24 protein-coding genes are annotated in these 21876 nt (G+C 69.9%); 3 read left to right on the forward strand and 21 right to left on the reverse strand.

The window, feature by feature from the left end; all coding sequences use genetic code 11:
* The coding region (locus VET29_RS13660) for an aldehyde dehydrogenase family protein (protein ID WP_324919823.1) at positions 1 to 1414 on the forward strand (1414 nt) is incomplete at its 5' end.
* A gap of 227 nt (positions 1415 to 1641) precedes the next feature.
* Here the strand turns inward: VET29_RS13660 and VET29_RS13665 are convergent.
* Complete coding sequence (locus tag VET29_RS13665) at positions 1642 to 2373, reverse strand: DUF2334 domain-containing protein (protein WP_324919825.1); 732 nt, start codon at positions 2371 to 2373, stop codon at positions 1642 to 1644.
* Between the two features lie 121 nt (positions 2374 to 2494).
* Between VET29_RS13665 and VET29_RS13670 the strand changes: the two genes are divergently transcribed.
* The gene (locus VET29_RS13670; protein WP_324919827.1) at positions 2495 to 3307 is read left to right on the forward strand and encodes an SAM-dependent chlorinase/fluorinase; all 813 of its coding nucleotides are present in this window, start codon (positions 2495 to 2497) and stop codon (positions 3305 to 3307) included.
* Here VET29_RS13670 and VET29_RS13675 read toward each other — a convergent pair.
* Genes VET29_RS13675 through VET29_RS13710 form a run of 8 tightly spaced genes read right to left on the reverse strand, consistent with a single transcriptional unit; the run spans position 3231 to position 9721 of the window.
* A complete protein-coding gene (locus VET29_RS13675) occupies positions 3231 to 4136 on the reverse strand; it encodes an inositol monophosphatase family protein (protein WP_324919829.1) in 906 nt (301 codons plus the stop codon). The genes VET29_RS13670 and VET29_RS13675 overlap by 77 nt on opposite strands.
* On the reverse strand, positions 4133 to 4939 hold the full coding sequence (locus VET29_RS13680; RefSeq protein WP_324919831.1) for an MOSC domain-containing protein: 807 nt from the start codon (positions 4937 to 4939) through the stop codon (positions 4133 to 4135). Before VET29_RS13680 ends, VET29_RS13675 begins: the two co-directional genes overlap by 4 nt.
* Positions 4940 to 4983: 44 nt before the next feature.
* Positions 4984 to 6417, reverse strand: a complete 1434-nt coding sequence (gene purB, locus VET29_RS13685) for an adenylosuccinate lyase (RefSeq protein WP_324919833.1) — start codon at positions 6415 to 6417, stop codon at positions 4984 to 4986.
* A gap of 10 nt (positions 6418 to 6427) precedes the next feature.
* Positions 6428 to 7249: a hypothetical protein gene (locus VET29_RS13690; RefSeq protein WP_324919835.1), complete on the reverse strand. Its 822-nt coding sequence runs from the start codon at positions 7247 to 7249 to the stop codon at positions 6428 to 6430.
* Positions 7246 to 7770: a SigE family RNA polymerase sigma factor gene (locus VET29_RS13695; RefSeq protein WP_324919837.1), complete on the reverse strand. Its 525-nt coding sequence runs from the start codon at positions 7768 to 7770 to the stop codon at positions 7246 to 7248. Before VET29_RS13695 ends, VET29_RS13690 begins: the two co-directional genes overlap by 4 nt.
* Before the next feature lie 38 nt (positions 7771 to 7808).
* Positions 7809 to 8396 carry a TetR/AcrR family transcriptional regulator gene (locus VET29_RS13700; protein WP_324919839.1) on the reverse strand — a complete coding sequence of 196 codons (588 nt, stop codon included), beginning with the start codon at positions 8394 to 8396 and terminating at the stop codon, positions 7809 to 7811.
* Between the two features lie 36 nt (positions 8397 to 8432).
* Positions 8433 to 9182, reverse strand: coding sequence for a hypothetical protein (locus VET29_RS13705; RefSeq protein WP_324919841.1), 750 nt, complete (start codon positions 9180 to 9182; stop codon positions 8433 to 8435).
* A 20-nt stretch (positions 9183 to 9202) separates the two neighbouring features.
* Positions 9203 to 9721, reverse strand: a complete 519-nt coding sequence (locus VET29_RS13710) for a SigE family RNA polymerase sigma factor (protein WP_324919843.1) — start codon at positions 9719 to 9721, stop codon at positions 9203 to 9205.
* A gap of 135 nt (positions 9722 to 9856) precedes the next feature.
* On the opposite strand from VET29_RS13710, the gene VET29_RS13715 reads away from it, so the two are divergent.
* Positions 9857 to 10888, forward strand: coding sequence for a threonine aldolase family protein (locus VET29_RS13715; protein WP_414636495.1), 1032 nt, complete (start codon positions 9857 to 9859; stop codon positions 10886 to 10888).
* Here VET29_RS13715 and VET29_RS13720 read toward each other — a convergent pair.
* The 12 genes from VET29_RS13720 to VET29_RS13775 form a co-directional block, all read right to left on the reverse strand.
* On the reverse strand, positions 10885 to 11061 hold the full coding sequence (locus VET29_RS13720; protein WP_324919847.1) for a hypothetical protein: 177 nt from the start codon (positions 11059 to 11061) through the stop codon (positions 10885 to 10887). The genes VET29_RS13715 and VET29_RS13720 overlap by 4 nt on opposite strands.
* A 119-nt stretch (positions 11062 to 11180) precedes the next feature.
* Positions 11181 to 12323, reverse strand: a complete 1143-nt coding sequence (locus VET29_RS13725; RefSeq protein ID WP_324919849.1) for a pyridoxal phosphate-dependent aminotransferase — start codon at positions 12321 to 12323, stop codon at positions 11181 to 11183.
* A gap of 11 nt (positions 12324 to 12334) precedes the next feature.
* Complete coding sequence (locus VET29_RS13730; RefSeq protein WP_324919851.1) at positions 12335 to 13777, reverse strand: MFS transporter; 1443 nt, start codon at positions 13775 to 13777, stop codon at positions 12335 to 12337.
* Between the two features lie 371 nt (positions 13778 to 14148).
* Positions 14149 to 14595, reverse strand: a complete 447-nt coding sequence (locus VET29_RS13735; RefSeq protein ID WP_324919853.1) for a MarR family winged helix-turn-helix transcriptional regulator — start codon at positions 14593 to 14595, stop codon at positions 14149 to 14151.
* A 54-nt stretch (positions 14596 to 14649) separates the two neighbouring features.
* Positions 14650 to 15801 (reverse strand): transglycosylase SLT domain-containing protein, encoded by a 1152-nt coding sequence (locus tag VET29_RS13740; RefSeq protein ID WP_324919855.1) that lies wholly within the window; start codon positions 15799 to 15801, stop codon positions 14650 to 14652.
* A gap of 18 nt (positions 15802 to 15819) precedes the next feature.
* Positions 15820 to 16143, reverse strand: a complete 324-nt coding sequence (locus VET29_RS13745) for a hypothetical protein (RefSeq protein WP_324919857.1) — start codon at positions 16141 to 16143, stop codon at positions 15820 to 15822.
* A gap of 66 nt (positions 16144 to 16209) precedes the next feature.
* Complete coding sequence (locus VET29_RS13750) at positions 16210 to 16977, reverse strand: ESX secretion-associated protein EspG (protein WP_324919859.1); 768 nt, start codon at positions 16975 to 16977, stop codon at positions 16210 to 16212.
* A complete protein-coding gene (locus tag VET29_RS13755) occupies positions 16978 to 18168 on the reverse strand; it encodes a PPE domain-containing protein (RefSeq protein ID WP_324919861.1) in 1191 nt (396 codons plus the stop codon). It lies immediately after the preceding gene.
* 10 nt (positions 18169 to 18178) lie between these two features.
* Positions 18179 to 18772 carry a DUF3558 domain-containing protein gene (locus tag VET29_RS13760; RefSeq protein ID WP_324919863.1) on the reverse strand — a complete coding sequence of 198 codons (594 nt, stop codon included), beginning with the start codon at positions 18770 to 18772 and terminating at the stop codon, positions 18179 to 18181.
* 19 nt (positions 18773 to 18791) lie between these two features.
* The gene (locus VET29_RS13765) at positions 18792 to 19190 is read right to left on the reverse strand and encodes a hypothetical protein (protein WP_324919865.1); all 399 of its coding nucleotides are present in this window, start codon (positions 19188 to 19190) and stop codon (positions 18792 to 18794) included.
* Between the two features lie 123 nt (positions 19191 to 19313).
* Positions 19314 to 20570: a phosphoribosylamine--glycine ligase gene (gene purD / locus VET29_RS13770; RefSeq protein WP_324919867.1), complete on the reverse strand. Its 1257-nt coding sequence runs from the start codon at positions 20568 to 20570 to the stop codon at positions 19314 to 19316.
* Positions 20571 to 20903: 333 nt separating this feature from the next.
* Complete coding sequence (locus VET29_RS13775) at positions 20904 to 21869, reverse strand: TAXI family TRAP transporter solute-binding subunit (RefSeq protein ID WP_324919869.1); 966 nt, start codon at positions 21867 to 21869, stop codon at positions 20904 to 20906.
* Positions 21870 to 21876 lie beyond the last annotated feature (7 nt).

Below are 21876 nucleotides of genomic sequence, written 5' to 3' on the forward strand. Positions count from 1 at the left end.
CCCGATCGACACCGCGGCCGATGTCCGGGCGGCGGTTGATCGAGCGAAGCCGGCCGCGATCTGGTGGCGTGAGCTCGGGTTCGACGGGCGTAAGCAGCGACTGCGCACCTGGCGTTCGCTCATCGTGCAGCGCATCGACGAGTTCGCCGAGCTGATCCATCGTGAGAACGGCAAGCCTGTCTTCGACGCGATCGCCGAATTGTCGATCGCAGTGGAGCACCTCGACTGGGCTTCCGGCGCCGCGCAGAAGGTGCTCGGCCAGCACAAGGTGTCTTCGGGTCTGCTCGCGATCAATCACAAGGCCACGCTCGAGTACCGGCCGTACGGCGTCGTCGGCGTTCTTGGTCCGTGGAACTACCCGGTACACACGCCGATGGGCTCGATCTCCTACGCGTTGGCCGCGGGCAACGCGGTCGTGTTCAAGCCGAGCGAGTACACGCCGGGCGTCGGCAGGTGGCTGGCCGAGAGCTTCGCCGAGATCGTGCCGGAGCAGCCGGTCTTCCAGCTGGTCACGGGCTACGGCGAGACCGGCGCGGCGCTGTGCCGGTCGGGCGTGGACAAGCTGGCGTTCACCGGCTCCCCCGCGACGGGCAAGAAGATCATGGCCGCGTGCGCCGAGACGCTGACGCCGGTCCTGGTCGAGGCGGGCGGCAAGGACGCGCTGCTGGTGGACGCGGACGCGGACCTCGACGCGGCGGCCGACGCGGCCGTGTGGGGCGGCATGTCGAACGCGGGCCAGACGTGCGTCGGCGTCGAGCGGGTCTACGTGCACGAACGCGTGTACGACGACTTCGTGTCCAAGGTCGTGAAGATCGCCGGTGACGTGCGGGCGGGCGACGACGCGGAGGCACAGATCGGGCCGATCACGATGCCGGGCCAACTGGCGATCATCCAACGGCACATCAAGGACGCGCTGGCCCGCGGTGGCCGGGCGCTGGTCGGCGGCGCCGACGCGGTGGGCGAGCGTTTCGTGCAGCCGACGGTGCTGGTGGACGTGCCCGAGGACTCGTCGGCCGTGCGGGAGGAGACGTTCGGCCCGACGCTGACGATCGCGAAGGTCGCCGACATGGACGAGGCGATCACGAAGGCCAACGACTCGAAGTACGCCCTGGCGTCGACGGTCTTCTCGAAGCGGCGCGGAATGGAACTGGCACGGCGCCTGCGGTCCGGCATGACGGCGGTGAACGGGGTGATCTCGTTCGCGGGAATCCCGTCGCTGCCCTTCGGCGGCATCGGCGAGTCGGGTTTCGGCCGCATCCACGGCCCCGAGGGGCTCAAGGAGTTCGCCCGCCCGAAGGCGATCGCCCGTCAGCGGTTCCGCGCGCCACTGGTGCTGACCACGTTCAGCCGCACCGCTAAGACGGACGCGACGGTGGCGAAGCTGATCACCCTGCTGCACGGCAAGCGCCGCTGAGGTTCGGCCTCCGGCCCCGGTTTCCAGCGTACCGGCGGCCACCGACAATCCCCGCGCCCCACGACGGTTGTCCACAGCCCCGACCGGGCGAAGCTCGCACGAAAGGGACTTTCGTACGCCCCCGGGGGTCCCCCGATTTCAACGCTACCGGGAGCCACCGACAAATCTGGTGCTCACGCTGGTCAGGCGTCTGGTGGGACCAACAGCCGGGTTTTCGCGGACCGAGGTCAGGCCGCCTGGGCCGTCTGCCTGGTGAGCAGTGCCGGGTAGGTGATGGGGACCGCGTCGTGGTGTAGCGCGATGTCCACCGCGTCCAGGAGGGCCTGGCGGGGTCCGGAGCGGGACAGGTCCGTGGTGTCGACGGCCAGCCGGATCAGGTGACCCCGCCGTGCCGCCCGGGCCGTGCCCATCACCAGGGCGAAGCACCACCACGGCTCGGTTCGCTCACCGAAGCCGAAGCCCTGCACACGTCCTCTGTGGACGGTTTCGGTACGCAGGTCCCGGATGCCCATGAGGTCCGCGCACATCGTGAAACCCTTGTGGCGCAACGCGACCATCGCGCCAGGGGACACTATCCACCGCGGTGGCACGAAGGCGTCCGTGGTCAGGTTGAGGCGTTCCATCGCGGCGGCGGACGCCGTCAGGCGCAGTTTCGCCTCGTGGGCGGGAAGCGACGCGAACTCCGCGCGCCGGCGGACGGTGCGGGTTCTCGCGTCGGCCGGGTGGTCGTAGCCGTGCTGGAGCAGTGCGTTGCCGGCGGCCCGCTGCTCGCGCACCCAGCTCAGCACCATCCCCGGCTGGTCGGCGCCCGCGATCCTGGGGGCGAACAACATCGAGAAAGGTACGCCTCGAGAGGCCAGTTCCATGCTCAGATCGCTGGCGCGATCCAGTGTCCAGGCGTTGATCCCGGACAGCGACACCATCAGTCGAGCGGACACGCCACCCATGACGACATGCATGGATGACACCTACCTGACGCGAAGGTGACGTGTCGCCGAACAGTGGCCCGGTTTCATGCGGAGTTCATGCATGCCACGAGTGGGTGTCATTGTCCAGTTTGCCTGCTCGTAGGGTTTGACGATGAGCTACGACTGGATCTCGTTCACCACCGACTACGGAACCGATGACGGGTTCGTCGGTGTCTGCGAGGGAGTCGTCGCGGGGATCGCGGCCGGGCCGCGGATCATCCACATCAGCCACACGATACCGCCCCAGGATGTGCGGCGGGGGGCCGCGGTTCTCGCCCAGTCCGTACCGTTCCTCCCGCCGTCGGTGCACCTGGCGGTGGTCGACCCGGGGGTCGGGACCGACCGAAAGGGTGTCGTGGTCGTGACCTCGCGGGGGTTGCTCGTCGGACCGGACAACGGCCTCCTGATGCCGGCCGCTGAGTTGCTCGGCGGGGCGCGGGCGGCCTACGAGCTGACCGAGCCGGCCTACCGGCTGTCGCCGGTGTCGGCCACCTTCCACGGGCGGGACGTCTTCGCGCCCGCCGCCGCGCACCTGGCCGCCGGGGTGCCGGCCGAGCGCCTCGGCCCGCCGGTCGACCCGGCCACGCTCGTGCGCCTACCGGAGCCGAAGACGTTCGTGGAGACGGGAAAGCTGTCCACGGAGATCCGGTACATCGACACCTTCGGCAACCTCCAACTGGCCGCGACCGCCGCCGACCTGGACGCCAGCGGCGCGGTCCTCGGCGCCACCGCACACGCCGACCTCAACGGCCGCTCGATGACGGCCACCGTCGCCCGCACCTTCGCCGACACGACCCGCGACGGGCTGATCCTCTACGTCGACTCGGGCGGCCGGGTGGCACTCGCGGTCAACGGCGGCTCGGCGGCCCACGCCTTCGGCGGCAAGGTCGGCGACCCGGTACGACTCCTGTTCGCACGGAGTTAGGACCTGCCGGCACCCAGCGACACCTGGAAATCCCGGGGAGGCGGACTAGCCCTGGATCATGCTGCGCCAGTCGCGGCCGTGCGATAGGTCCTTCAGCAGCGCCAGGTAGTTGTCGTGCAGTACAACCCGGTAGCACGGGGCCACCCGTGAGGGTCGTGACCACGCCGCCCGCCTCCGTCACGATCACCGGAATTGGCGCGAGATCCTCGTAGTCCATGCTCCCGCCGGCGATGACGACAGCGTCGACCCGGCCGGTGACCAGTCCGACGATGTCGCCGGTCGTCTGCAGGAAGACCGTGCGGTGCAACGTGGTCAGCAGTTCCTCGGACCAGGTCCCGGGGTTGATCATCGCGGTGCGGGCGCCGCTGAGCTTCACGCGGTCGCCAACCCGCGTCGGCGTGGTCGCCGAGCCGATCGACCGCCAGCAGCCCCGTCCACGGCCCGCGTAGATCGTCTGCCGAGCGACCGGCTCGTGGATGACGCCGATGGCCGGTCCGTGCTCGTCCTCGAAGGCGATCCGCGTCGAGAAGACCGGGATCCGGTGGGCGAAGTAGTAGGTCCCGTCGATGGGGTCGACCACCCAGCGGCGGCCCGACGTACCGGCGGAGGTCCCCAGCTCCTCGCCGTAGACCTCGTCGCGGGGAAACCGGTCGGCCAGCTCTGTGCGGACCAGCGCCTCGACGGCGAGATCGGCCTCGGTGACCTCGGTGCCGTCAGGCTTGAAGGACACCCGTGTGCCGGCGAAGAACCGCTCGGTGACCAGGTCGCCGGCGCGCCGGGCGAGGCCGACGGCGAAGTCGACCAGGTCCTGGTCGGCCGGTGGGGTCAATGGACGACGACCTCGTCGCCGGGGTTGATCTCGCCCGGGGTCGTCACCGCCACCTTGATGCCGAAGCTCACGCCGCCCTCCGGCTCCCTGCGGTAGTCGGCCAGCGTGCGTAGCGGCTCGGGGCCGGCGGAGGTGCCGGTCGGCTGGTCGACCATCGTCACCTTGCAGCGGACGTCCGGCTTCACCCAGCGCAGGCGCGTCGAGCCGATGGTGAACTCGCGGATCCCGTCCTCGGTGTACGGCGCCTCCCAGCCGGTGACCACGATGTTGGGCCGGAACCGTGCCATCGGCACCGGCTTCGCGCCCCTCGCCAGGATCCGGGCGTTGAGATCGTCCAGGGACGACTGCGACGTCAGGTGCAGCGGCGTGGAGTCGGTGAAGGTGATGTCGCCATGCCGGTCGTCCACCGCCCGCCGGTGGTCCGGGGCCACGCGGACCAGGCGCACGGGCTCGCCGAGCAGCGTGCTCGCCCAGTCCGCCGGCTCGTCGCCCTGGTCGACCGCCTCGCCGTCCCAGACGCCGTGGATTCCCACCGTCAGCCGGGGACCGTCCGGACGGACGTTCACGATCACCGACTCGTGGTCCGGCGCGGACAGGGTCAGCTTGTCGGCCTCGGTGGTCAGCTCCGGCCGGACGACGGCGAGCTTCGACGTGCTGCGCTGGCTGCGGAACAGCCCGTCCGGCCGGACGAACATGAACGTGCGGTCGTGCAGTACTCCGGTGGGGAGTACCCGCGCGTGGGTCAGAGGGGTGCCGGCACAGCCCTTGACCGGGTAGAGCATCAGCTGGGAGACAGTCGCCACCCCACCGAGACTAACGGCGCCGGCCAGGCGGAACCTCCCGGTTTCTAGAGGATCGCCCCCGGCACGTACGCGGCCGCCTCCGGGAAGCGGGCCACGACGTCCGACACGCGCTTCACCACCGCCGCCACCTGGGCGTTCGCCACGCCGGTGAACGGGAGGCGGTCGGCCAGCAGGTCGTCCAGCCCTGCGCGCGACAGCGGGATCCGGTCGTCCGCGGCCAGCCGGTCCAGCAGGTCGTTGCGCTCGACCCCCTGCTCACGCATGGCCAGGGCCACCGCGACCGCGTGTTCCTTGATCGCCTCGTGGGCGGTCTCCCGGCCGACGCCGGCCTGCACCGACGCCATCAGCACCTTCGTCGTCGCCAGGAACGGCAGGTAGCGGTCCAGCTCTCTGCCGATCACCGCCGGGTACGCGCCGAACGAGTCGAGCACGGTCAGGAACGTCTCGATCAGCCCGTCCAGCGCGAAGAACGCGTCCGGCAACGCCACCCGGCGCACCACCGAGCACGACACGTCGCCCTCGTTCCACTGGTCGCCGGCCAGCTCGCCGACCATCGACGCGTAGCCGCGGAGGATCACCGCGAAGCCGTTGACGCGTTCGCTGGACCGGGTGTTCATCTTGTGCGGCATGGCCGACGAGCCCACCTGGCCGGGGCGGAAGCCCTCCGTCGCCAGCTCGTGACCGACCATCAGGCGGATGGTCTTCGCGAGGCTCGACGGCGCGGCGGCCACCTGCACCAGCGCGGTCACCACGTCGTAGTCCAGCGACCTCGGGTACACTTGGCCGACGCTGTCGAAGACGTGCGCGAAACCGAGATGACCCGCGATGGTCCGCTGGAGCCTGTCCAGCTTGGCCGCGTCGCCGCCCAGCAGGTCCAGCATGTCCTGCGCGGTGCCGACCGGACCCTGGATGCCACGCAGCGGGTAGCGCTCCACCAGCGAGTCGAGCCGCTCGAACGCGACCAGCAGCTCGTCCGCCGCGGACGCGAACCGCTTGCCCAGCGTCGTGGCCTGGGCGGCCACGTTGTGCGACCGGCCGGCCATCACCAGCTCGCCGTGCTCGGTCGCGAGCGTCGCCAGCCGGGCCAGCACGGCCACCGTCCTGACCCGGACGTGCTCCAGCGACCTGCGGAGCTGCAGCTGCTCAACGTTCTCCGTGAGGTCGCGGGACGTCATGCCCTTGTGCACGTGCTCGTGCCCGGCGAGCTCGTTGAACTCCTCGATCCGGGCCTTGACGTCGTGCAGCGTCACTCGTTCACGGGCCGCGATCGACGCCAGGTCGACGTGGTCGACCACCCGCTCGTAGTCGGCGATCACCCCGTCGGGCACGTCGATGCCCAGTTCGGCCTGCGCACGCAGCACGGCGAGCCACAGCCTGCGCTCCAGCACGATCTTGTGCTCGGGCGACCACAGCTCGGCCAGCTCGGCGGAGGCGTAGCGGTTGGCCAGGACGTTCGGGATGCGTGGCTTGGGCGTCACGCACCCCAGCCTAGAGTCCCAGCTCGGTGTCGGTCGCGAGCCTGCGCAGCTGCTCGACGGACACCGGGATGGTCTCCTTGGTGAGCTTCGGGCCGCCGCTGAGCGCGTAGTTGTACGCGGCGGCCTCGACCGCGGCACCGTCGCGCCGGAGGTGGTAGACGGCCGAGATCTTCCCGCCGGCCACGAACCCGCCCAGGTCCTGGTCCACGGCCATGAGCACGCCGCCGTCCTGCTCGCCGATCTTTCGGCAGGTGCCCTCCGAGCACGCCGTGTCGACCAGGTCGTTCGCGCCACCGGGCACCCATGTCTGGACCAGGATCGAGTACCGGACGCCGTCGATGGTGAAGTCGATGGCGCCGTTCACGTTCGTCTGGCCCTCGTAGTACTCACCGGTGGCCTCGCCGCCGAACTCGGAGACCTCGATCTCCGACGCGTTGGGCAGCACGGAAGGCATGATCTCCCGCAGGTGCGCCGCCATGTCCGTGCCACGCGCACGCAGCTTGTCGATCGGGAACTGGACCGGCGTGACGTCCTTGGCCGGCCACTGGATCCGAGACGGCGACGGGGACGTCTCGGACCCGGTGGCCGTCGACTCGGTGGTCGTGGCCGGCCCCTGGCCCGCCTCCACCTGCGACGACAGGCGGCCCAGCGCGACCGGCAGCGCCACGGCCGCCACCGCGACCGCCACGGTCGCCACGCCGACCCCCATCAGCGCGCGGCGCCGCCTGACCTGCTGACGCGCGGCCGCGACCAGCACGTCCGGGTCGAAGTCGAGCGGCGGCTCCTCGGCGACGGCGTCCCGCATACCGCCGCGCACGTCTTCCTCACTCATGACGCGACCCTCCCCATCAGTTCCGACACACAGGTCCGCAGCGATTCGAGGCCGCGGGCCGACTGGCTCTTGACCGTGCCCTCCGAGCAGGCCATGACGTCGGCCGTCTCGGCGACGGACAGGTCGTCGAAGTAGCGAAGGACCAGCACGGCGCGTTGCCGGGGCGGCAGGCGCAGCAGGCCCTGGTGGACGAGGTCGCGGGCCCACAGCCGCTCCGGGCTGTCGGCCGGGCCGCGTCCCTCGTCGTGGCGTTCCGGGACCTCGGCGGCCGACTGCTCGGACCGCCGCCACGGCCGGCGCTTCTCGTCCAGCCAGGTGCGCAGCAGGACCGTGCGGCTGTAGTTCGAGAGGCTCTCGTCCTTCTCGACCCGCGTCCACGACCGGTAGATCTTGATCAATGTGGTCTGCATCAGGTCCTCCGCGAGGTGCCAGTCACCGCAGTACAGGTACGCCGACCTGCGCAGTCGGGCGGCGTGCTCGACCGCGAACCGGCGAAAGCTCTCCTCGTCGGACTGTCGCATGGGCCCCCTTTCGCCCATTACCCACGACGCGATGCCCATCAGGGTTGCAAGGACTCGCGGAGCATCCGTTTCGCGACCGCGCGGGGGTCCGGGTTCACCTCGATCAGCGCGTTGACCACGGCGCCGTCCACCAGCGCGATGAGGTGCTCGATGCGTCGCTCGTCGACCGGGACGCCCGAGCGGGCCAGGATCTCGGCGAGCAGCGCCCGCAGCTCGACGCCGAGCGTGCGCATCAGTGGGCGCAGGTAGGGGCGGCGGAACGTCGCCACCAGGCGCTCGTACCGCAGCAGCACCAGCTCGGCGTCCCGTTCGCCGGCCGGCGAGCCGAGCAGCTGGTCGAGCACGAGGTCGATGACGGACTCGAGGTCGCGCCGCTCGGCGGGGAGCGCCTCCAGCAGCTCACGGCCGCGGACCAGCTCGGCCCTGGCGTGGTGCTCGACCGCGGCCGTCATCAGCTCGTCCAGCGAGTCGAAGTAGTACGTGGTGGACGCCAGCGGCAGGCCGGCGCGCTCGGCGACGGCCCGGTGCCGGACGGCGTCGAAGCCGCCCTCGACCAGCAGCGCCGCCGCGGCCGCCACGAGCGACTGGCGACGCCGCTCGCCTTTGGGGGTGCTGGCGGCCGTCATGCCGAGAAATCGTACGGCTCAGTAGATCCTGGCGATTCAGTAGATTCTGGCGATGTCCCTGGCGAAGCGGGACAGGTCCGCCTCGTACGGCGCGGCGTCACCCGCGCTCGCCGGCTCGCTCACCACGAGCACCTGCCGGCCGTCGCTCGTGGGCGCGAGGGCCTGGGCGCTGCCGGAGCTGGCCGCGGTGAAGGCCGTGTCACTGGCAGACACGAGAAGGACGTTGAGCCGGCCTTCCGGAAGGTCGAAAGCGGCGCCCGTGGTGTCGCCGCCGCAGCTCATGGAGACCGGCACGGCATCGTTGGCTTTGATTCCGGCGGCGGCCGGGAGCTCGCCCGCGAGGGCAGCAGCGAGCTCCCGGTCCACCTGTTCGCACCCACTAGGAGTGCCGGTGGGCCCCGCAGGCCCACCATTCCCATTCGGAGTGCCCCCCTGCTTGGGCGACCCCGACGGGAAGTCTTCCGCACGCTGACTCTCCGTCGGTGCGGCAGTTTTACCGTCCTCGTTTGGTAACTCGTCTGGAGCAGCGAGTTCGTTACCGGTTGAAGCGGAAACGCCAGCACTTGCCGAGTCCGAGTACGAACCCTGCCCTGTCCACAATGCCACGCCCAACGCCGTCGCGCCCGCGAGAACCGCCACACCAAAGGCGGAACCTGCGAGTAACCCGTTCCGGCGACGGGCCCGCTGGCGTTCCGACTCCCTGGTGACGTCGGTCCGCGTGAACGTCGGCGGCGGAGTGTCCGCGACCGCGTCTTTCAGCAGCTCGGCGAGCTTCTTCTCGTCCATTCCGCCACCTCCTTCCACGCTCATGAGGCGGACCTCAGGTCGTCCAGTGTGCCGCCGAGCGCCGTCCGCAACGCCGTCAGCCCTCTGGCAGTCTGGCTCTTCACGGTCCCTTCCGAGCACTTGAGCGCCTCGGCCGTGGCCGCGACGTCCAGACCCTCGAGGTACCGCAGGACGAGCACCGCACGCTGCCGCGGCGGGACCGCCCGCAGGCCGGCGAGCAGCGCGGACCTCGTCGCTACGGCGTCGCCGATCTCGCCGTCCGTGGACGGCCGGTCCGGCAGTTCCTCGACGAACCGCTCCCGGCGCCACGGGCGCCGGGACTCGTCGATCACCGCGCGCACCAGCGTCCTGCGGACGTAGGCGTCCAGGGCCCCGCGGTCCCGGATCCTGCGCCATCGCCGGTGCAACGAGACGAACGCGGTCTGCGCGAGATCGTCCGCGCGGTGCCAGTCACCGCACAGCAGATACGCGGATCTCCGCACGGCGTCTCGCCGAGCCGCGAAGTACTCCGCGAAGTCCTCCTCGTCGCGCTGATCCACGCGGGCTCTCTCTGCTCGTCGTCCTGCACGTCCGGGACGGAAAGTGCGGTGTCTACGGTTGCACGACCCTTCGTTGTGACGTACGCCACCCCCTCCTGGGACGCACGGGACGTCGCCGAGGTGCCGCCCAGGGGGATGTGGTGTGATCAGATCGTGACCAAAGTGCGGGAGATCGATCTTCGTTCGGACACTGTCACCCAGCCGGACGAACGGATGCGGCTCGCGATGTCGCGGGCCGAGGTCGGGGATGACGTGCTCGACCGGGACCCCACGATGCGGGCCCTCGAGGAGCGGGCGGCCGACCTGCTCGGCGTCGACGCGATGCTGTGGGTGCCGACCGCGAGCATGGGCAACATCATCGCGTTGACCTCACACCTGCGAAGAGGCGACCGATTTCTCGCGCCACGCCTGGCGCATGTGCTGGAGAACGAGTTGGGCACCGCGGCCTGGCTGTCCGGCGGCATGCCGGAGGCCGTGGACTGGGGCGCGTGGCCGGGGCGGATGCCGGTCGAGTCGGTGCGGGCGGCCGGGCGCGTCGGGCCCTACCACTCGCTGCGAACCACGCTGCTGTGCCTGGAGAACACGCACAACGGCGCGGGCGGCACGGTCACCCCACCGGACGAGCACGCGAAGCTGGTCGCGACCGCCAGGGACGTGGGGCTGAAGGTGCACCTGGACGGCGCCCGGCTCTGGCACGCCTCGGTCGCGCTGTCCGTGCCGCCGGCCGCGCTGACGGTCGGGGTCGACACCGTGCAGGTGTGCCTGACCAAGGGACTTGGCGCGCCGATGGGCAGCCTGGTCGGCGGCAGCACCGCGTTCGTCGAGGAGGCGCGGCGGATCAGGAAGATGCTGGGCGGCGGGGTCCGCCAGGGCGGGATCGTCGCCGCCGCCGGGCTGGTCGCGCTGGACCGGATCCCGGACCTGGCCGAGGACCACGTCAACGCGCGGAAGCTCGCGACCGGACTGGCCGAGCTCGGTTGGGAGGTCGACCAGCCGGAGACGAACATCGTGCTGGCGGGGACGCCGGACACCGAGGCGTCGCTCGCCGCGCTCAAACGGGTCGGCGTGCTGGCCGTCCCGATGAGCGGCAAGGTGCGGTTCATCCCGCACCGCGACATCACGGCCAAGGACATCAGCGAGGTCGTCGGCCGGATCGCCGGGCTCTAGCGGATCTGCTTACGGTGCGAGCCGGCCTGGATGGCCTTGTAACCGACGAAGCCGACGGTGACGACCGCGGCCGCGACGAGCAGGAAGCCCACGACCTTGAAGATCGCACCGATGATCCAGAAAGCGGCCCAGATGACCAGGATCGCGCCGGCGATCTTGAGCAGCGTGTTCATTGTGTCTTTCCTCCCCTGTACCGGGTTCACCCGGCTGAACGAACGGCGCTCGCCGCCGGTTCCTTCAGTCAACCACCGGCGGAGCCCCGAGACATCGGGGAATTCCACCGGTCTTCGTCTCAGGGTGTGAGCCACTCACCCAGCCGTTCCAGGGCCGCCTCGACGTCCTGGGTCGGACCCGCGAAGGAGAACCGGACGAAACGCGTGCCCAGCGCGGGGTCGAAGTCGACGCCGGGGACGATCGCGACGCCGGTCTCGGCGAGCAGGCGCTGGCACCAGGACATGGTGTCGGTGGTCAGGTGGGACACGTCGGCGTAGGCGTAGAACGCGCCGTCGACCGGGGCGACCCGGTCGATGCCCAGCTTGGCGAGGCCGGTGACCAGCAGGTCGCGGTTGACCCGGTAGTGGTCGACGTGGGCGTCGAGCTCCGCGTACTGGAAGGCGGCGGTCGCGGCGTGCTGGGCGAGGGTCGGCGGGCAGAGCGTGAAGTTGCCGGTCAGGCAGTCGACGGCGCGCAGCAGGCGCCGCGGCACGAGGAGCCAACCGAGCCGCCAGCCGGTCATGGCGAAGTACTTGGAGAACGAGTTGACCACGATGGCCTCGCGGGAGAACTGCCATGCCGAGGCCGGCGGGTCGGCCAGGTACGAGATGCCGTGGTAGATCTCGTCGCTGACCAGCTGCACGTCGTGGTCGGCGCACCAGCCGGCGATGGCGGCGAACTCGCCGGTGGGCAGGACCGTGCCGGTCGGGTTGGCCGGGGACGCGATGATCAGGCCGTCGAGCCTTCCCGCTCGTGCCAACATGTCGACGGTGGGTTGGAAGCGGGTCTCGGGACCGCAGGGCAGCTCGACGACCTCGCAGCCCAGGGTCCTGAGGATGTTGCGGTAGGCCGGGTAGCCGGGACGGGCCAGGGCGACGCGGTCGCCGGCGTCGAAGGCCGCGAGGAAGGCCAGCAGGAAGCCGCCGGACGAGCCGGTGGTGGCGACGACGTCGCTCGGGTCGACGTCGAGGGCGTACCTCTGGTCGTAGTGGTGGGCGATCGCCTCGCGCAGCTCGGGGATGCCGAGCTGCTCGGTGTAGCCGAGGTAGCCGTGGAGCGACTCGGCCGCCCTGTCGAGAACGGCGCGTGGTGCCGCGGCCGACGGTTGCCCGGCGGCCAGCGACACCACGTCCCCCTGTGCGCGCTGCCGGGCGTTGGCCGCGGACAGCACGTCCATCACGTGGAAGGGTGGGATGTTTGCGCGAGCGGCGACGTTCAGCATGGTCACCACCCTTACACGGCCGCGGGCACCAGCTCCTCCTCCTGTGCGACCTTCGGTTGGCGCAACACGGTGACCGCGAGTACGACCCCCAAGGCGACGAGCCCGGCGGCGATGCCGAACGCGAGGTGGAAACCGCTGGTCACCGCCTCGGTCCGGCCGATGCCCTCGGCGAGCAGCCCGTTGGTGTGAGCCGTTGCCACCGTGGCGAGGACGGCGAGCCCGAGCGCGCCACCGACCTGCTGGGTGGTGTTGACCAGGCCGGACGCGACGCCGGAGTCGTCCCTGGTGGCGTCGGACATGGCGAGGGTCATCATCGCGGGGAAGCCGAGGCCGGCGCCGATGCCCAACAGCGTGACCGCGGGGAAGACGTCGGCGAGGTAGCCGGCGTCCACGGGCGCGCGGGTGAACAGGACAAGGCCGGCCGTGACGAGGACGAGCGCCGCCACCAGGACGTTCCGTTCCCCGAAGCGGGCGTTGACCCGCGCGGAGACACCGAGCGACAGCCCGCCGATGCCGACGGCGACGGGCAGGAACCCGAGGCCGATCTGGAGTGGGTCGTAGTGCAGGACCTTCTCCAGGTAGAGGGCGCCGAGGAAGAACATGCCGAACATGCCGGCGACCAGGAGGACCTGGATGAGGTTGGCGCCCGCGACGTTGCGGCTGCGGAGGATGCGCAGGGGCAGGAGCGGGTTCGCGCTGGTGGCCTGGCGGGTGACGAAGCCGGCGAGGAGTGCCACGGACGCCGCGCCGACGAGGAGCGTGTGGGCGGAGCCCCAGCCGTAGTCGGCGGCCTTGACGATCGTGTAGACGCCGAGCATGAGACCGGTGGTGACGAGGAGGGCGCCGAGGACGTCCGCGCCTTCCTTCAGTCCGATGCCCTGCTCGCCGGGGACCCTCCGGACGGCCAGCAAGGTGGTGAGGACGCCGATCGGCACGTTGACGAAGAAGATCCAGTGCCAGCTGATGGCCTCGGTCAGCACGCCGCCCGCGAGGAGGCCGATCGAACCGCCGGCCGCCGCGACGAAGCTGAACACGCCGATCGCCCTGGCCTGCTCCCCCCTGCCGGGAAACATGGTGACGATCATGCCGAGAATGACGGCGGCGGCCATCGCGCCACCGACCCCCTGGACGAACCGCGCGGCGATGAGCAGTCCCTGTGTGGTGGCGAGGCCGCAGAGCAGCGAGGCGGCGGTGAAGACCGCGATGCCGCCGAGAAACATGCGCTTGCGACCGACGAGGTCCCCGGTCCGGCCGGCGAGGAGAAGGAGACCGCCGAAGGGGATGAGGTATGCGTTGACCACCCAGGCAAGCCCCGACTGGGAGAAGCCGAGGTCAGCCTGGATGACGGGCAGCGCGACGTTGACGATGGTGCCGTCGAGAATGATCATCAACATCCCGGCGCACAACACGACGAGCGCGAACCACCTGGAGTCGCGCCTTTCGTTCTGGGACATGTGGAGCCGCCTCCTGAGCGTTCAAGTACAGGAGAGACCGTAGCAGATAGTCCCGAAGCGGACGATCCAGTGTGGGATTGCCTACATCGAGACGAATCTGAGGACACACGTCTCCCACGTCCGCAAGGGGGACCCCTGGTTCCACACTATCGGCAGGCACCGACAAAAACGGGGCCCGAGCTGCACGAACGGACCGTTCGCGCGGACGACATCGAAAAAGTCTCCATTCGCGCGGCGCCACGGACCGGTGCGCGGTTCGCCGCGCGTTGACCTGATGCGGCGGTACTCGCGGGCGGTCTCTTGCGGCGGCACCGGCATGAACCGCGACCCGTTGACCACGGCGGTGCGCAGGCGGGACGGCGCCGTGTGGGTCACATGCGACGGCGGGGTGGGCGTTGGCAGGCGACCGGTGTGGAAAGGCGGCCCTCCACCAGGCGGGTCAGGCCGGCCACGAAGCCCTCGCGTTCACCGTCCGGCAGCGCCGCCAGAACGTCCTCGTGCACGCGGGACACCACGTCCTTCGCCGAGGCGTGGACCTTCCGGCCCAGCTCCGTCACCACGATGATCCGCGCGCGGCGGTCCGTCGCCGAGGTCTGGCGTTCCACCAGCCCGGCCTTCTCCAGCTCGTCGATGGTGACGACCATCGTCGTCTTGTCCAGTTCGCAGATCTCGGCCAGCTGGATCTGCGTCCGCTCGCCGGCCTGCGCCGCGGACAGCACGCAGCTGGCCCGCGGCGTGATCCCGAGGCCGGCCAGCTCCGCGGTCAGCTCGGTCGACAACACGTGACTGGCGTGGGAGAGCAGGAACGAGAGATCCATGTCGGCCAGGTTACGCCGATAGGTCTGTCAGCAGATAATCCCGTGACGAACCAATCAGTACCCGACGTACGAGCCGCCCGAGGCCGTGGCCTTGATGCCGGGCACGTTGCCCAGCGACCCGTACCTGGAGATCGCGTAGTTCACGCCGGCGCAGATGTTGTCCACCGGGTTCCAGATGTCGCCGTGGCCCGGCAGCTTGTACGAGTTGAACGTCGGGTCGATGCACTGCATCAACCCCTTCGACGGCGTGCCCTTCGCGGCGTTCGAGTCCCAGTTGTTGATCGCGTGTGGGTTGCCGCCCGACTCGTGCTGGATGATCTGCCAGATCCGCTGGGCGTCCGCCTCGCTGACGTTGATGCCCTGCTTGCGCAGCTCCTCGATGGCTTGCTTGATCCACTCCTGCACGTTCCCGGGAGGCGGGCCCCCCGCGGGCGGGCCACCGGACGAGCCCATGCCACCGCCACCGCCACTGAAACCGCCGCCACCGCCCCCACCGCCGCCGCCATGTGACGAGCCGCCGGAGTGGGCGGCGGTCTGCTGGACCGGCTCCTGGGTCTGGGTCGCGTTCGCGTTCGCCGGGGCCGTCTGCGCCTCCGGCGTCTCCTTCCACGTGACCGGCTGACCCGACTGCGGGCTGAACGGCTGCGTGTTCGGCTGTGGCAGCGTGGAGAACCTGGTGGCCGGTGACTTGCTCGCGTTGATCGTCCCGAGCGACGCGCTGAGTGTCTGCTCGGTGCTCTGGAGGTGGCTGTCGATGTCCCCGGCCGCGCTCTGGCACACCCGCGTGGTCATGGCGTCGAAGTCCGCCGTCGACGCCTTCGGGTTGTTGGTGGTCCACGTCCGGATCTCGGTGAGCGCCTGGTCGCAGCGGGTCGAGATGTAGCTCTGCGCGCCGGTGATGGCGCCTGCGGCGTTCGTGAGCGCGGTCGCGGCGTTCGACATGGCCGTGCCGACGTCCGAGCCCGCGGTCTTGAACTTGTTCATGTACCCGACGAACTCGTCCGCGGACGTGCCCTCCCACGCCGCGTCGAGCTTGGTGACCGCGCCCGCCACCTCGCCGCTGTACGTCGAGACGTTCGTCGCGGCCATGGACAGCTTGCTCGCGGCCGTGGTGACCGCCGAGGCGTCCGCGTCCTTGATCTTCGCCACGGCCGTGGCGACGACACCGCCACCCGCGTAGCCCGCCAGCGTCTCCGCCGAACCCACCGTCGTCCCCTCCTAGACCTACACGTAGTGGGGTTGCCCCTGCCCGTACCGGTGCTGCCCCTCGTCCTCGACGTTCTGGACGGTCCGCAGTACCGCGTCGAGCGCGCCAGCCACCCCGTTCAACCGGTTCTCGGCGGCGTCGAACTCGTCATGCATGACGTCGTTGAGCGAGTCGAGCGCGGAGGCCAGCCCCGCGGAACTCGGCAGCTTGCCGAACGTGCTCGCCGACGTCGTGGCCGTGCCCCCGTCGGGAAACGAGTCGGAGACCGAGCCGAACTTCGGCTTGTAGTCCTGTGCCTTCGAGATGAGGCCGTTGATGGCGTCGATGTTGTACTGCGTCATGTCCCACCCCTTCGCACCCCGTCCGACGGCCACGAGCCAGCCGCGGTTCCCTCAACTTTATGCCGGTCAGACCTCGGCCATCAGCTCTTCGACACAGCTCGCGAGGCGGCGTCCGTCGGCCGGCGTGACGGTGCTCCACATGCGGCCGTCGTTGTTCGCCCTGGCGAGATGGACATACCGCCCGTTCGGCGTGTCGTGGAAGGCGACGACCCGGTCGGCGCGGAGCATCCGCTGGTCGCGCTGCATGCGGGTGACGCCGAACTGGCCGCGCACGTTCATGTCGCGCACCATGTCGGCCATCGTCTTCGCGTCCTTGCCCGCGACACCCCGCCCGGTCAGCTCGGCCGCGAGCAACCGCACGTCACCACGAGCCTCGGCGTCCGCGGCGACGAGCACGTCGGTCGGCACGCTGACCGACAGCCCCGGCCCGGCGACCACGTCCCCCGCGATCGACACGGCGGCGTCGGCGATGGCGGTCTCGCGTGCGGGAATGAGCCAGACCTCGGGCCCGTCGACGGCGGCGAGCAGCGCGGTATGGCCCGCGACGACCGCGAGCGAGGAGATGCGGTGGTCGGTCCACACCCAACTGTCGATGGAGAGTTGGTGGTGGGCAAGCAGGTTCAGCTGGTCGACGAGCTCGGGCACGGCCCGGTCGCGCTTGGCGAGCCCACGCGCCTCGAGATCGTCGAACGCCTTGCGGACCAGCTGGCGACGTTCGGTGTGGGTGCGGCCCGGGCTCGGCACCGTGAGCGCCTCATGTTTTGCCGGGAGCCCTTCGGACTCCCAGAGCACGTCGAACTCGAGCTTGGAGAGGACGATGCTGCCCCTGCTCATCTACCCCTCATCGTCATCCCCGATGGACTCCGGCGCGACGACCCGCTCGTCGTCGAACACGTCGCTCGACTCGACACCGTAGCGGCGAACGTGCTCCAGGTCCTCCTCGCCCTCTTCCTTCCGGCCGGCGGCCGCCGGCTGCATGAGCGAGCTGCCGGGCCGGCCGCTCTTGGCACCGAACCGCTCGGCGTTGCGCGCGGCACGGGCCTCCTCTTCCGGCGCGGTACCAAGGGGAGTGCCGTTCTTGACCGGCCCGCGGTTGGCCGTGTTACGAGAGAGGCGTTCCTCCTCTGCGCCCGCGCCGGCACCCGTGGCGCCACCGGTCCCGATGGCGGTGGCGGCGTCGGCCATGAGCAGGGGGTTGGCCGCGGCGCGAAGCGCGGCCGGGAAAGGAGCGGCGGTGTTCGGGAAGGAGGGGGCGCTGGGGAGCGGGCCGCCGCCGGTGATGGGTCCGGTGCCGACGGGCGGATTGCCGCCGGGGGTGGGGATGGGGCTGGTGCCGCCACCACCCGGTGCTCCGGGAACGAAGCCGGTCGACCCGCCCGGCGCGCCACCGGCGGGGTTGAAGTTGCCACCCGGGTTGAAAGTGCCGACGGAGGACATGTGCGTGCTGGTGTCGACGGGCTGGGCGTTGAGGTTCATGCCGGGCGGGACGGGGAGCGCCTGGGACCTGCCGAGGGCGTCGGAACTGCTGGACTGGTAGCCGTTCATGGCGTCGACGGCCTGCTGCCGGGAGGCGTTCGTGTCCTTGACCTGTTGGGCGTGGTCGGTCGTGTGACCGAGGAAGCCCATGAACTGGTCGAAGCCGTTCTCGTCGGTGGGGCCGTTGAGCGAGCCCGCGTCCGGGGCATTGTTCTTGCCGGTGGAGAAAGCGGCGCCCTGGGAGTCGACACCCTTGGCGGAGTTGTCGACCGGGCCCTGGGACTGGTCGGCGTAGATGCTCGCGTCCTTGGTGGCAGACGTGCCACCGTCAGCCGCCTCACCCTGCCAGGTGACGCCGATGTCAGCGAGTTGCTGACGAAGCGCGGCATCCGTGTCGGAAAGGCCGTCGGAGAGCTTCATCAACGCCGTGACCGCGCTGTAGAGCGTGGAAGGGCCAGGTCCGTTACGCAGCCCGGTCACCTGCTCGGCGAGCGCGTGGTTGTCGTATCCGTCGAAACGCAGGTTACTGAGTCCGTGGTCCCCGGCCATAGCTACTTCCTTACCTCATGGTCTGCAGTGTCTGCAGCGCCATCTCGGCCGCTTCCTTGCCACCCTGGCAGATGGCATCCCCGGTGATGTCGTCGCTGATCGGTTCCATCTCGACATGCAGATGCTGGTTCTTCGCTACGCCGACCGCGATGGCGCATTCGTGCTTTCCGCCACCCAGGAGGTGGAACTGGGCCGCCGGATAGCCGCCGACAGAGATCAACTTGACGTCGGCGTTGTGTGGTTCATTGATCCACCACGCCACGTCGACGTTCGTGACAGCGATCACGCTGTAGCTGATGAATGGCTCCTCGGCATCCTTGTCGAGAGTGCAGTTCTTCATGTCCTTGTAGATCGTCCCGGCATCGCCGCCGTCATCGGGGGTGACCTCGTTGATCTGCAGATCCGATCGCTGGGCTGTCGTGAACAGCGTGCACGGGTCGATGCCGTCGAGTGAGAGGTCCCGAGGTGGAGGCGGGACGTCCACCGAGGAAGTGCTCGGATTGCCGGTCGAAGTCGAACCGCCACCGGCCGTGGAAGAGTCGGAGGTCGCGCTGCCAGCCTGGCTGACCGTGCATCCCGCCACAAGGGCCACAGCCGCGACCACGGGGAGCAGGATCGACTTCCTACGCACCCTTTTTCCCAAAAGCCGTGGCGATCTGGTCCTCGGTGTAGCCATAGGTCTTGGCTGCGTCACCCAACTGGACTGCCAGCTTCTTCAGGCCCAGGACGTATTCCCTGATCCGCGTGTCGTAGGAGTCGTCGTTGTCGACGAGGACCTCGTTCCATGCCTTCGCCATACGGATGCTCACGTCGTCAGTGCCCGGCGGCTGGATACGAAGGTCGTGTCTGCGTTCTTGCCACACCTTCTGGAGGGCGTCAGCCTGGGACTCGACGATGCGGCCGGCGGCCAGGACGTTGTCCCTTGTCACTGTGAAGGTGCCGGACGTGATGGCCGCAGTCGCCTTGTTGAGCTTGGTGAAGGCGGTATCGACGCCGCTGGCTATGTCGCCGGCGAGGTACATCTCGTCGCTCCCCACTCTTCGTGACGGGCCGGTCTCTTTCCGCAGGTTACCAATGCCGCGCAGGACTCACCTGAACTTTGACGAAGAAGTGGCACTACCGGTTCCGCTGATTGGCTGAACCCGTTACGGAGCGGTGACCTCGCCCTTGGCCGCGCGTGCCGCGATGTCCGTCCGGTGGTGCGAGCCCGCCAGGTGGACCTCGTCCACTCGCCGGTACGCGTCCTCGCGGGCCTCCGTCAGGGTCTCGCCCGTGCCCACCACCGACAGGACGCGACCACCAGCGGACACGATCGCGCCGTCGTCGCGGCGGCGGGTGCCCGCGTGGAGGACGGCGTGGGCCTCGGCGCCGGTGATCACGTCGCCCGCGCGGGCTCGTGCGGGGTAGCCCTCGGCGGCGACCACCACCGTCACCGCGTAACCGTCGCTCCACTCCAGGGGTGGGTATGCCGCCAGGGTGCCCGTCGCGGCGGCGTTCAGTAGGCCGGCTATGGGGGTGCGGAGCAGGGGCAGGACAACCTGCGTCTCCGGGTCGCCGAAGCGGCAGTTGAACTCGATCACCTGCGGGCCGTCGCTCGTCAGTGCCAGGCCCGCGTACAGGAGGCCGGAGAACGGGGTGCCCCGCGCCGCCAGCTCGTCGACCACCGGTTGGATGATCTTCGCCAGCACGTCCTTGACCATGCCGGGTGGTGCCCATGGCAGCGGGGCGTACGCGCCCATGCCGCCCGTGTTCGGGCCGGCGTCGTCGTCGCCGACGCGCTTGAAGTCCTGCGCGGGCACCAGTGGGACGACCGTCGTGCCGTCGACCACGCAGAACAGGGACGCCTCGGGGCCGTCCAGGAACGACTCCAGCAGCACGGGGTGGCCGCCGTCCAGGAGGGTCATGGCGTGGGTGCGAGCCGCCGCTCGGTCGCTCGTGACCAGGACACCCTTGCCCGCGGCCAGGCCGTCGTCCTTGACGACCCAGGTGGGGCCGAAGTGGGCCAGGGCCGCGTCCAGCTTGGCCGGGTTGTCGACGATCTCGCTCTGGGCGGTCGGCACGCCGGCGGCGGCCATGACCTCCTTGGCGAACGCCTTCGAGCCCTCGATGCGGGCCGCCTCGGTGGACGGGCCGAAGCACGCGATGCCGGCCGCGCGCACGGCGTCGGCGGCACCCGCTACCAGCGGCACCTCCGGGCCGACGACGACCAGATCGGCGTCCCACTCCGTGGCCCGCGCGGCGATGGCCGCGGGGTCGGCGACGTCGACACCGTAGGACTCGGCGACGGCCGCCGTGCCCGCGTTGCCGGGGGCGCACGCCAGCGCCGTCACCGTGGGGTCGTGAGACAGCGCGAGCACCAGCGCGTGCTCACGCGCACCGGACCCAATCACCAGTACACGCACGAGCAAACAGCGTAGATGGGACGGCCGGCCGGGGCAGCGCCAGGGCCGAGACGTGCTCGAACCCATGCGATACCGACACCGGTTCTTGGTCTCGCGAACCACGCCGTCCCGCCGGAAAGCCCGTTGCCCGTCAGGAAACCGACCATCGCCGAAGAAATTTCAGCTTTGTGGACCTCTTGTGGTTACGTAGGCAGCCCCCACCCGATCCCGGGGGCCACCCCGCTTGCCAGTCTACCGGGTGGGGGTGACGGGAGGGGGGATCTTGATCTTGACTGTGGATAACTGGGGCGGTTGTGGATGGCTGGCCCGACACCCGGCCTGACCAGCCTTTTCCTACTTCGCGGCCAGGGCTTGGGCGGCGCCCGGGTGGAGTTTCACGGGGGCGGTGTCCGTGGCTTTCACCCGGTCGAGGGCTCTTGCCGCCTGGTGGACCTTCACCAGTTCGTCCTTCTTGTCGAAGATCAGTTTGGTGATGGCGCACGCGTTGTTGTTCGGGAAGTCCTTGCGGACCAGCAACATGTTCGGCACCACGATGCTCGGGACGTCCTTGGGCAACCCGTACGTGGCCGCCGGCATCGTCCCCTTCTCGTAGACCGGGTTGACCTTCTTCAGGTCGTCCAGCAGGTTCGTCACGTCGACGAACTTCACGTCCACCGAGGTCGTCAGGTCGGTCAGCTCGGGGGTTGGCAGGCCGCCTGACCAGATCAGCCCGTCGATCTGCCCCGCCTTCATCTGGTCCACCGTCGGGCGCAGGGCGAGGCGTTGGGCCGAGATGTCCGTGTCCGACAGGCCCGCCGCCGTCAGCAGGCGGTTCGCGATCACCTCCGTGCCGGACTTCGGGGAACCCGTGGAGATCCGCTTGCCCTTCATGTCCGCCATCGTGTCGATGCCGCTGTTCGCGCGCACGACCACCTGCGTGTAGTTCGGGTAGATGCGGGCCAGTGCCTCGACGTCCTGGCGCTTTCCGTCGAACGACGCCTTGCCCTCCACCGCGTCCGCCGCCGTGTCGGCCAGCGCGAACGCCACGTCGTAGTCACCCGCCACCAGCTGCTGGATGTTCTGCACCGACGCCCCGGTCTCCGCCGCCGTCGCCTTCAGTGGGGTGTTGTCGCTGATCAGCTGCGCCAGGCCGCCGCCGAGCGTGTAGTACACCCCGCCCGTGTTCCCGGTCGCGATCGTGATTCTGCCGCTGGACGCCTCGCAGCCGCCCGACGACTCGTTCGACGCGTTGCTCGCCTGTTTCCCCCCGCACGCCGCCGCCACCATGGCGACCGCCAGCGCGGCGGACGCGATCCGCATGGCTCGC

It is taken from the genome of Actinophytocola sp. (genome assembly GCF_035634895.1).
Taxonomy (GTDB): Bacteria; Actinomycetota; Actinomycetes; order Mycobacteriales; family Pseudonocardiaceae; genus Actinophytocola.

Coding starts and splice junctions, on each gene's coding strand:
- VET29_RS13745 (WP_324919857.1), bottom strand. CDS start 16,143: ATGACGCAGTACAACATCGACGCCATCAACGGCCTCATCTCGAAGGCA.
- VET29_RS13755 (WP_324919861.1), bottom strand. CDS start 18,168: ATGGCCGGGGACCACGGACTCAGTAACCTGCGTTTCGACGGATACGAC.
- VET29_RS13705 (WP_324919841.1), bottom strand. CDS start 9,182: ATGGACGAGAAGAAGCTCGCCGAGCTGCTGAAAGACGCGGTCGCGGAC.
- VET29_RS13735 (WP_324919853.1), bottom strand. CDS start 14,595: ATGGATCTCTCGTTCCTGCTCTCCCACGCCAGTCACGTGTTGTCGACC.
- VET29_RS13715 (WP_414636495.1), top strand. CDS start 9,857: ATGTGGTGTGATCAGATCGTGACCAAAGTGCGGGAGATCGATCTTCGT.
- VET29_RS13730 (WP_324919851.1), bottom strand. CDS start 13,777: ATGTCCCAGAACGAAAGGCGCGACTCCAGGTGGTTCGCGCTCGTCGTG.
- VET29_RS13720 (WP_324919847.1), bottom strand. CDS start 11,061: ATGAACACGCTGCTCAAGATCGCCGGCGCGATCCTGGTCATCTGGGCC.
- VET29_RS13765 (WP_324919865.1), bottom strand. CDS start 19,190: ATGTACCTCGCCGGCGACATAGCCAGCGGCGTCGATACCGCCTTCACC.
- VET29_RS13700 (WP_324919839.1), bottom strand. CDS start 8,396: ATGACGGCCGCCAGCACCCCCAAAGGCGAGCGGCGTCGCCAGTCGCTC.
- VET29_RS13775 (WP_324919869.1), bottom strand. CDS start 21,869: ATGCGGATCGCGTCCGCCGCGCTGGCGGTCGCCATGGTGGCGGCGGCG.
- VET29_RS13690 (WP_324919835.1), bottom strand. CDS start 7,249: ATGAGTGAGGAAGACGTGCGCGGCGGTATGCGGGACGCCGTCGCCGAG.
- VET29_RS13750 (WP_324919859.1), bottom strand. CDS start 16,977: ATGAGCAGGGGCAGCATCGTCCTCTCCAAGCTCGAGTTCGACGTGCTC.
- VET29_RS13695 (WP_324919837.1), bottom strand. CDS start 7,770: ATGCGACAGTCCGACGAGGAGAGCTTTCGCCGGTTCGCGGTCGAGCAC.
- VET29_RS13670 (WP_324919827.1), top strand. CDS start 2,495: ATGAGCTACGACTGGATCTCGTTCACCACCGACTACGGAACCGATGAC.
- VET29_RS13725 (WP_324919849.1), bottom strand. CDS start 12,323: ATGCTGAACGTCGCCGCTCGCGCAAACATCCCACCCTTCCACGTGATG.
- VET29_RS13665 (WP_324919825.1), bottom strand. CDS start 2,373: ATGCATGTCGTCATGGGTGGCGTGTCCGCTCGACTGATGGTGTCGCTG.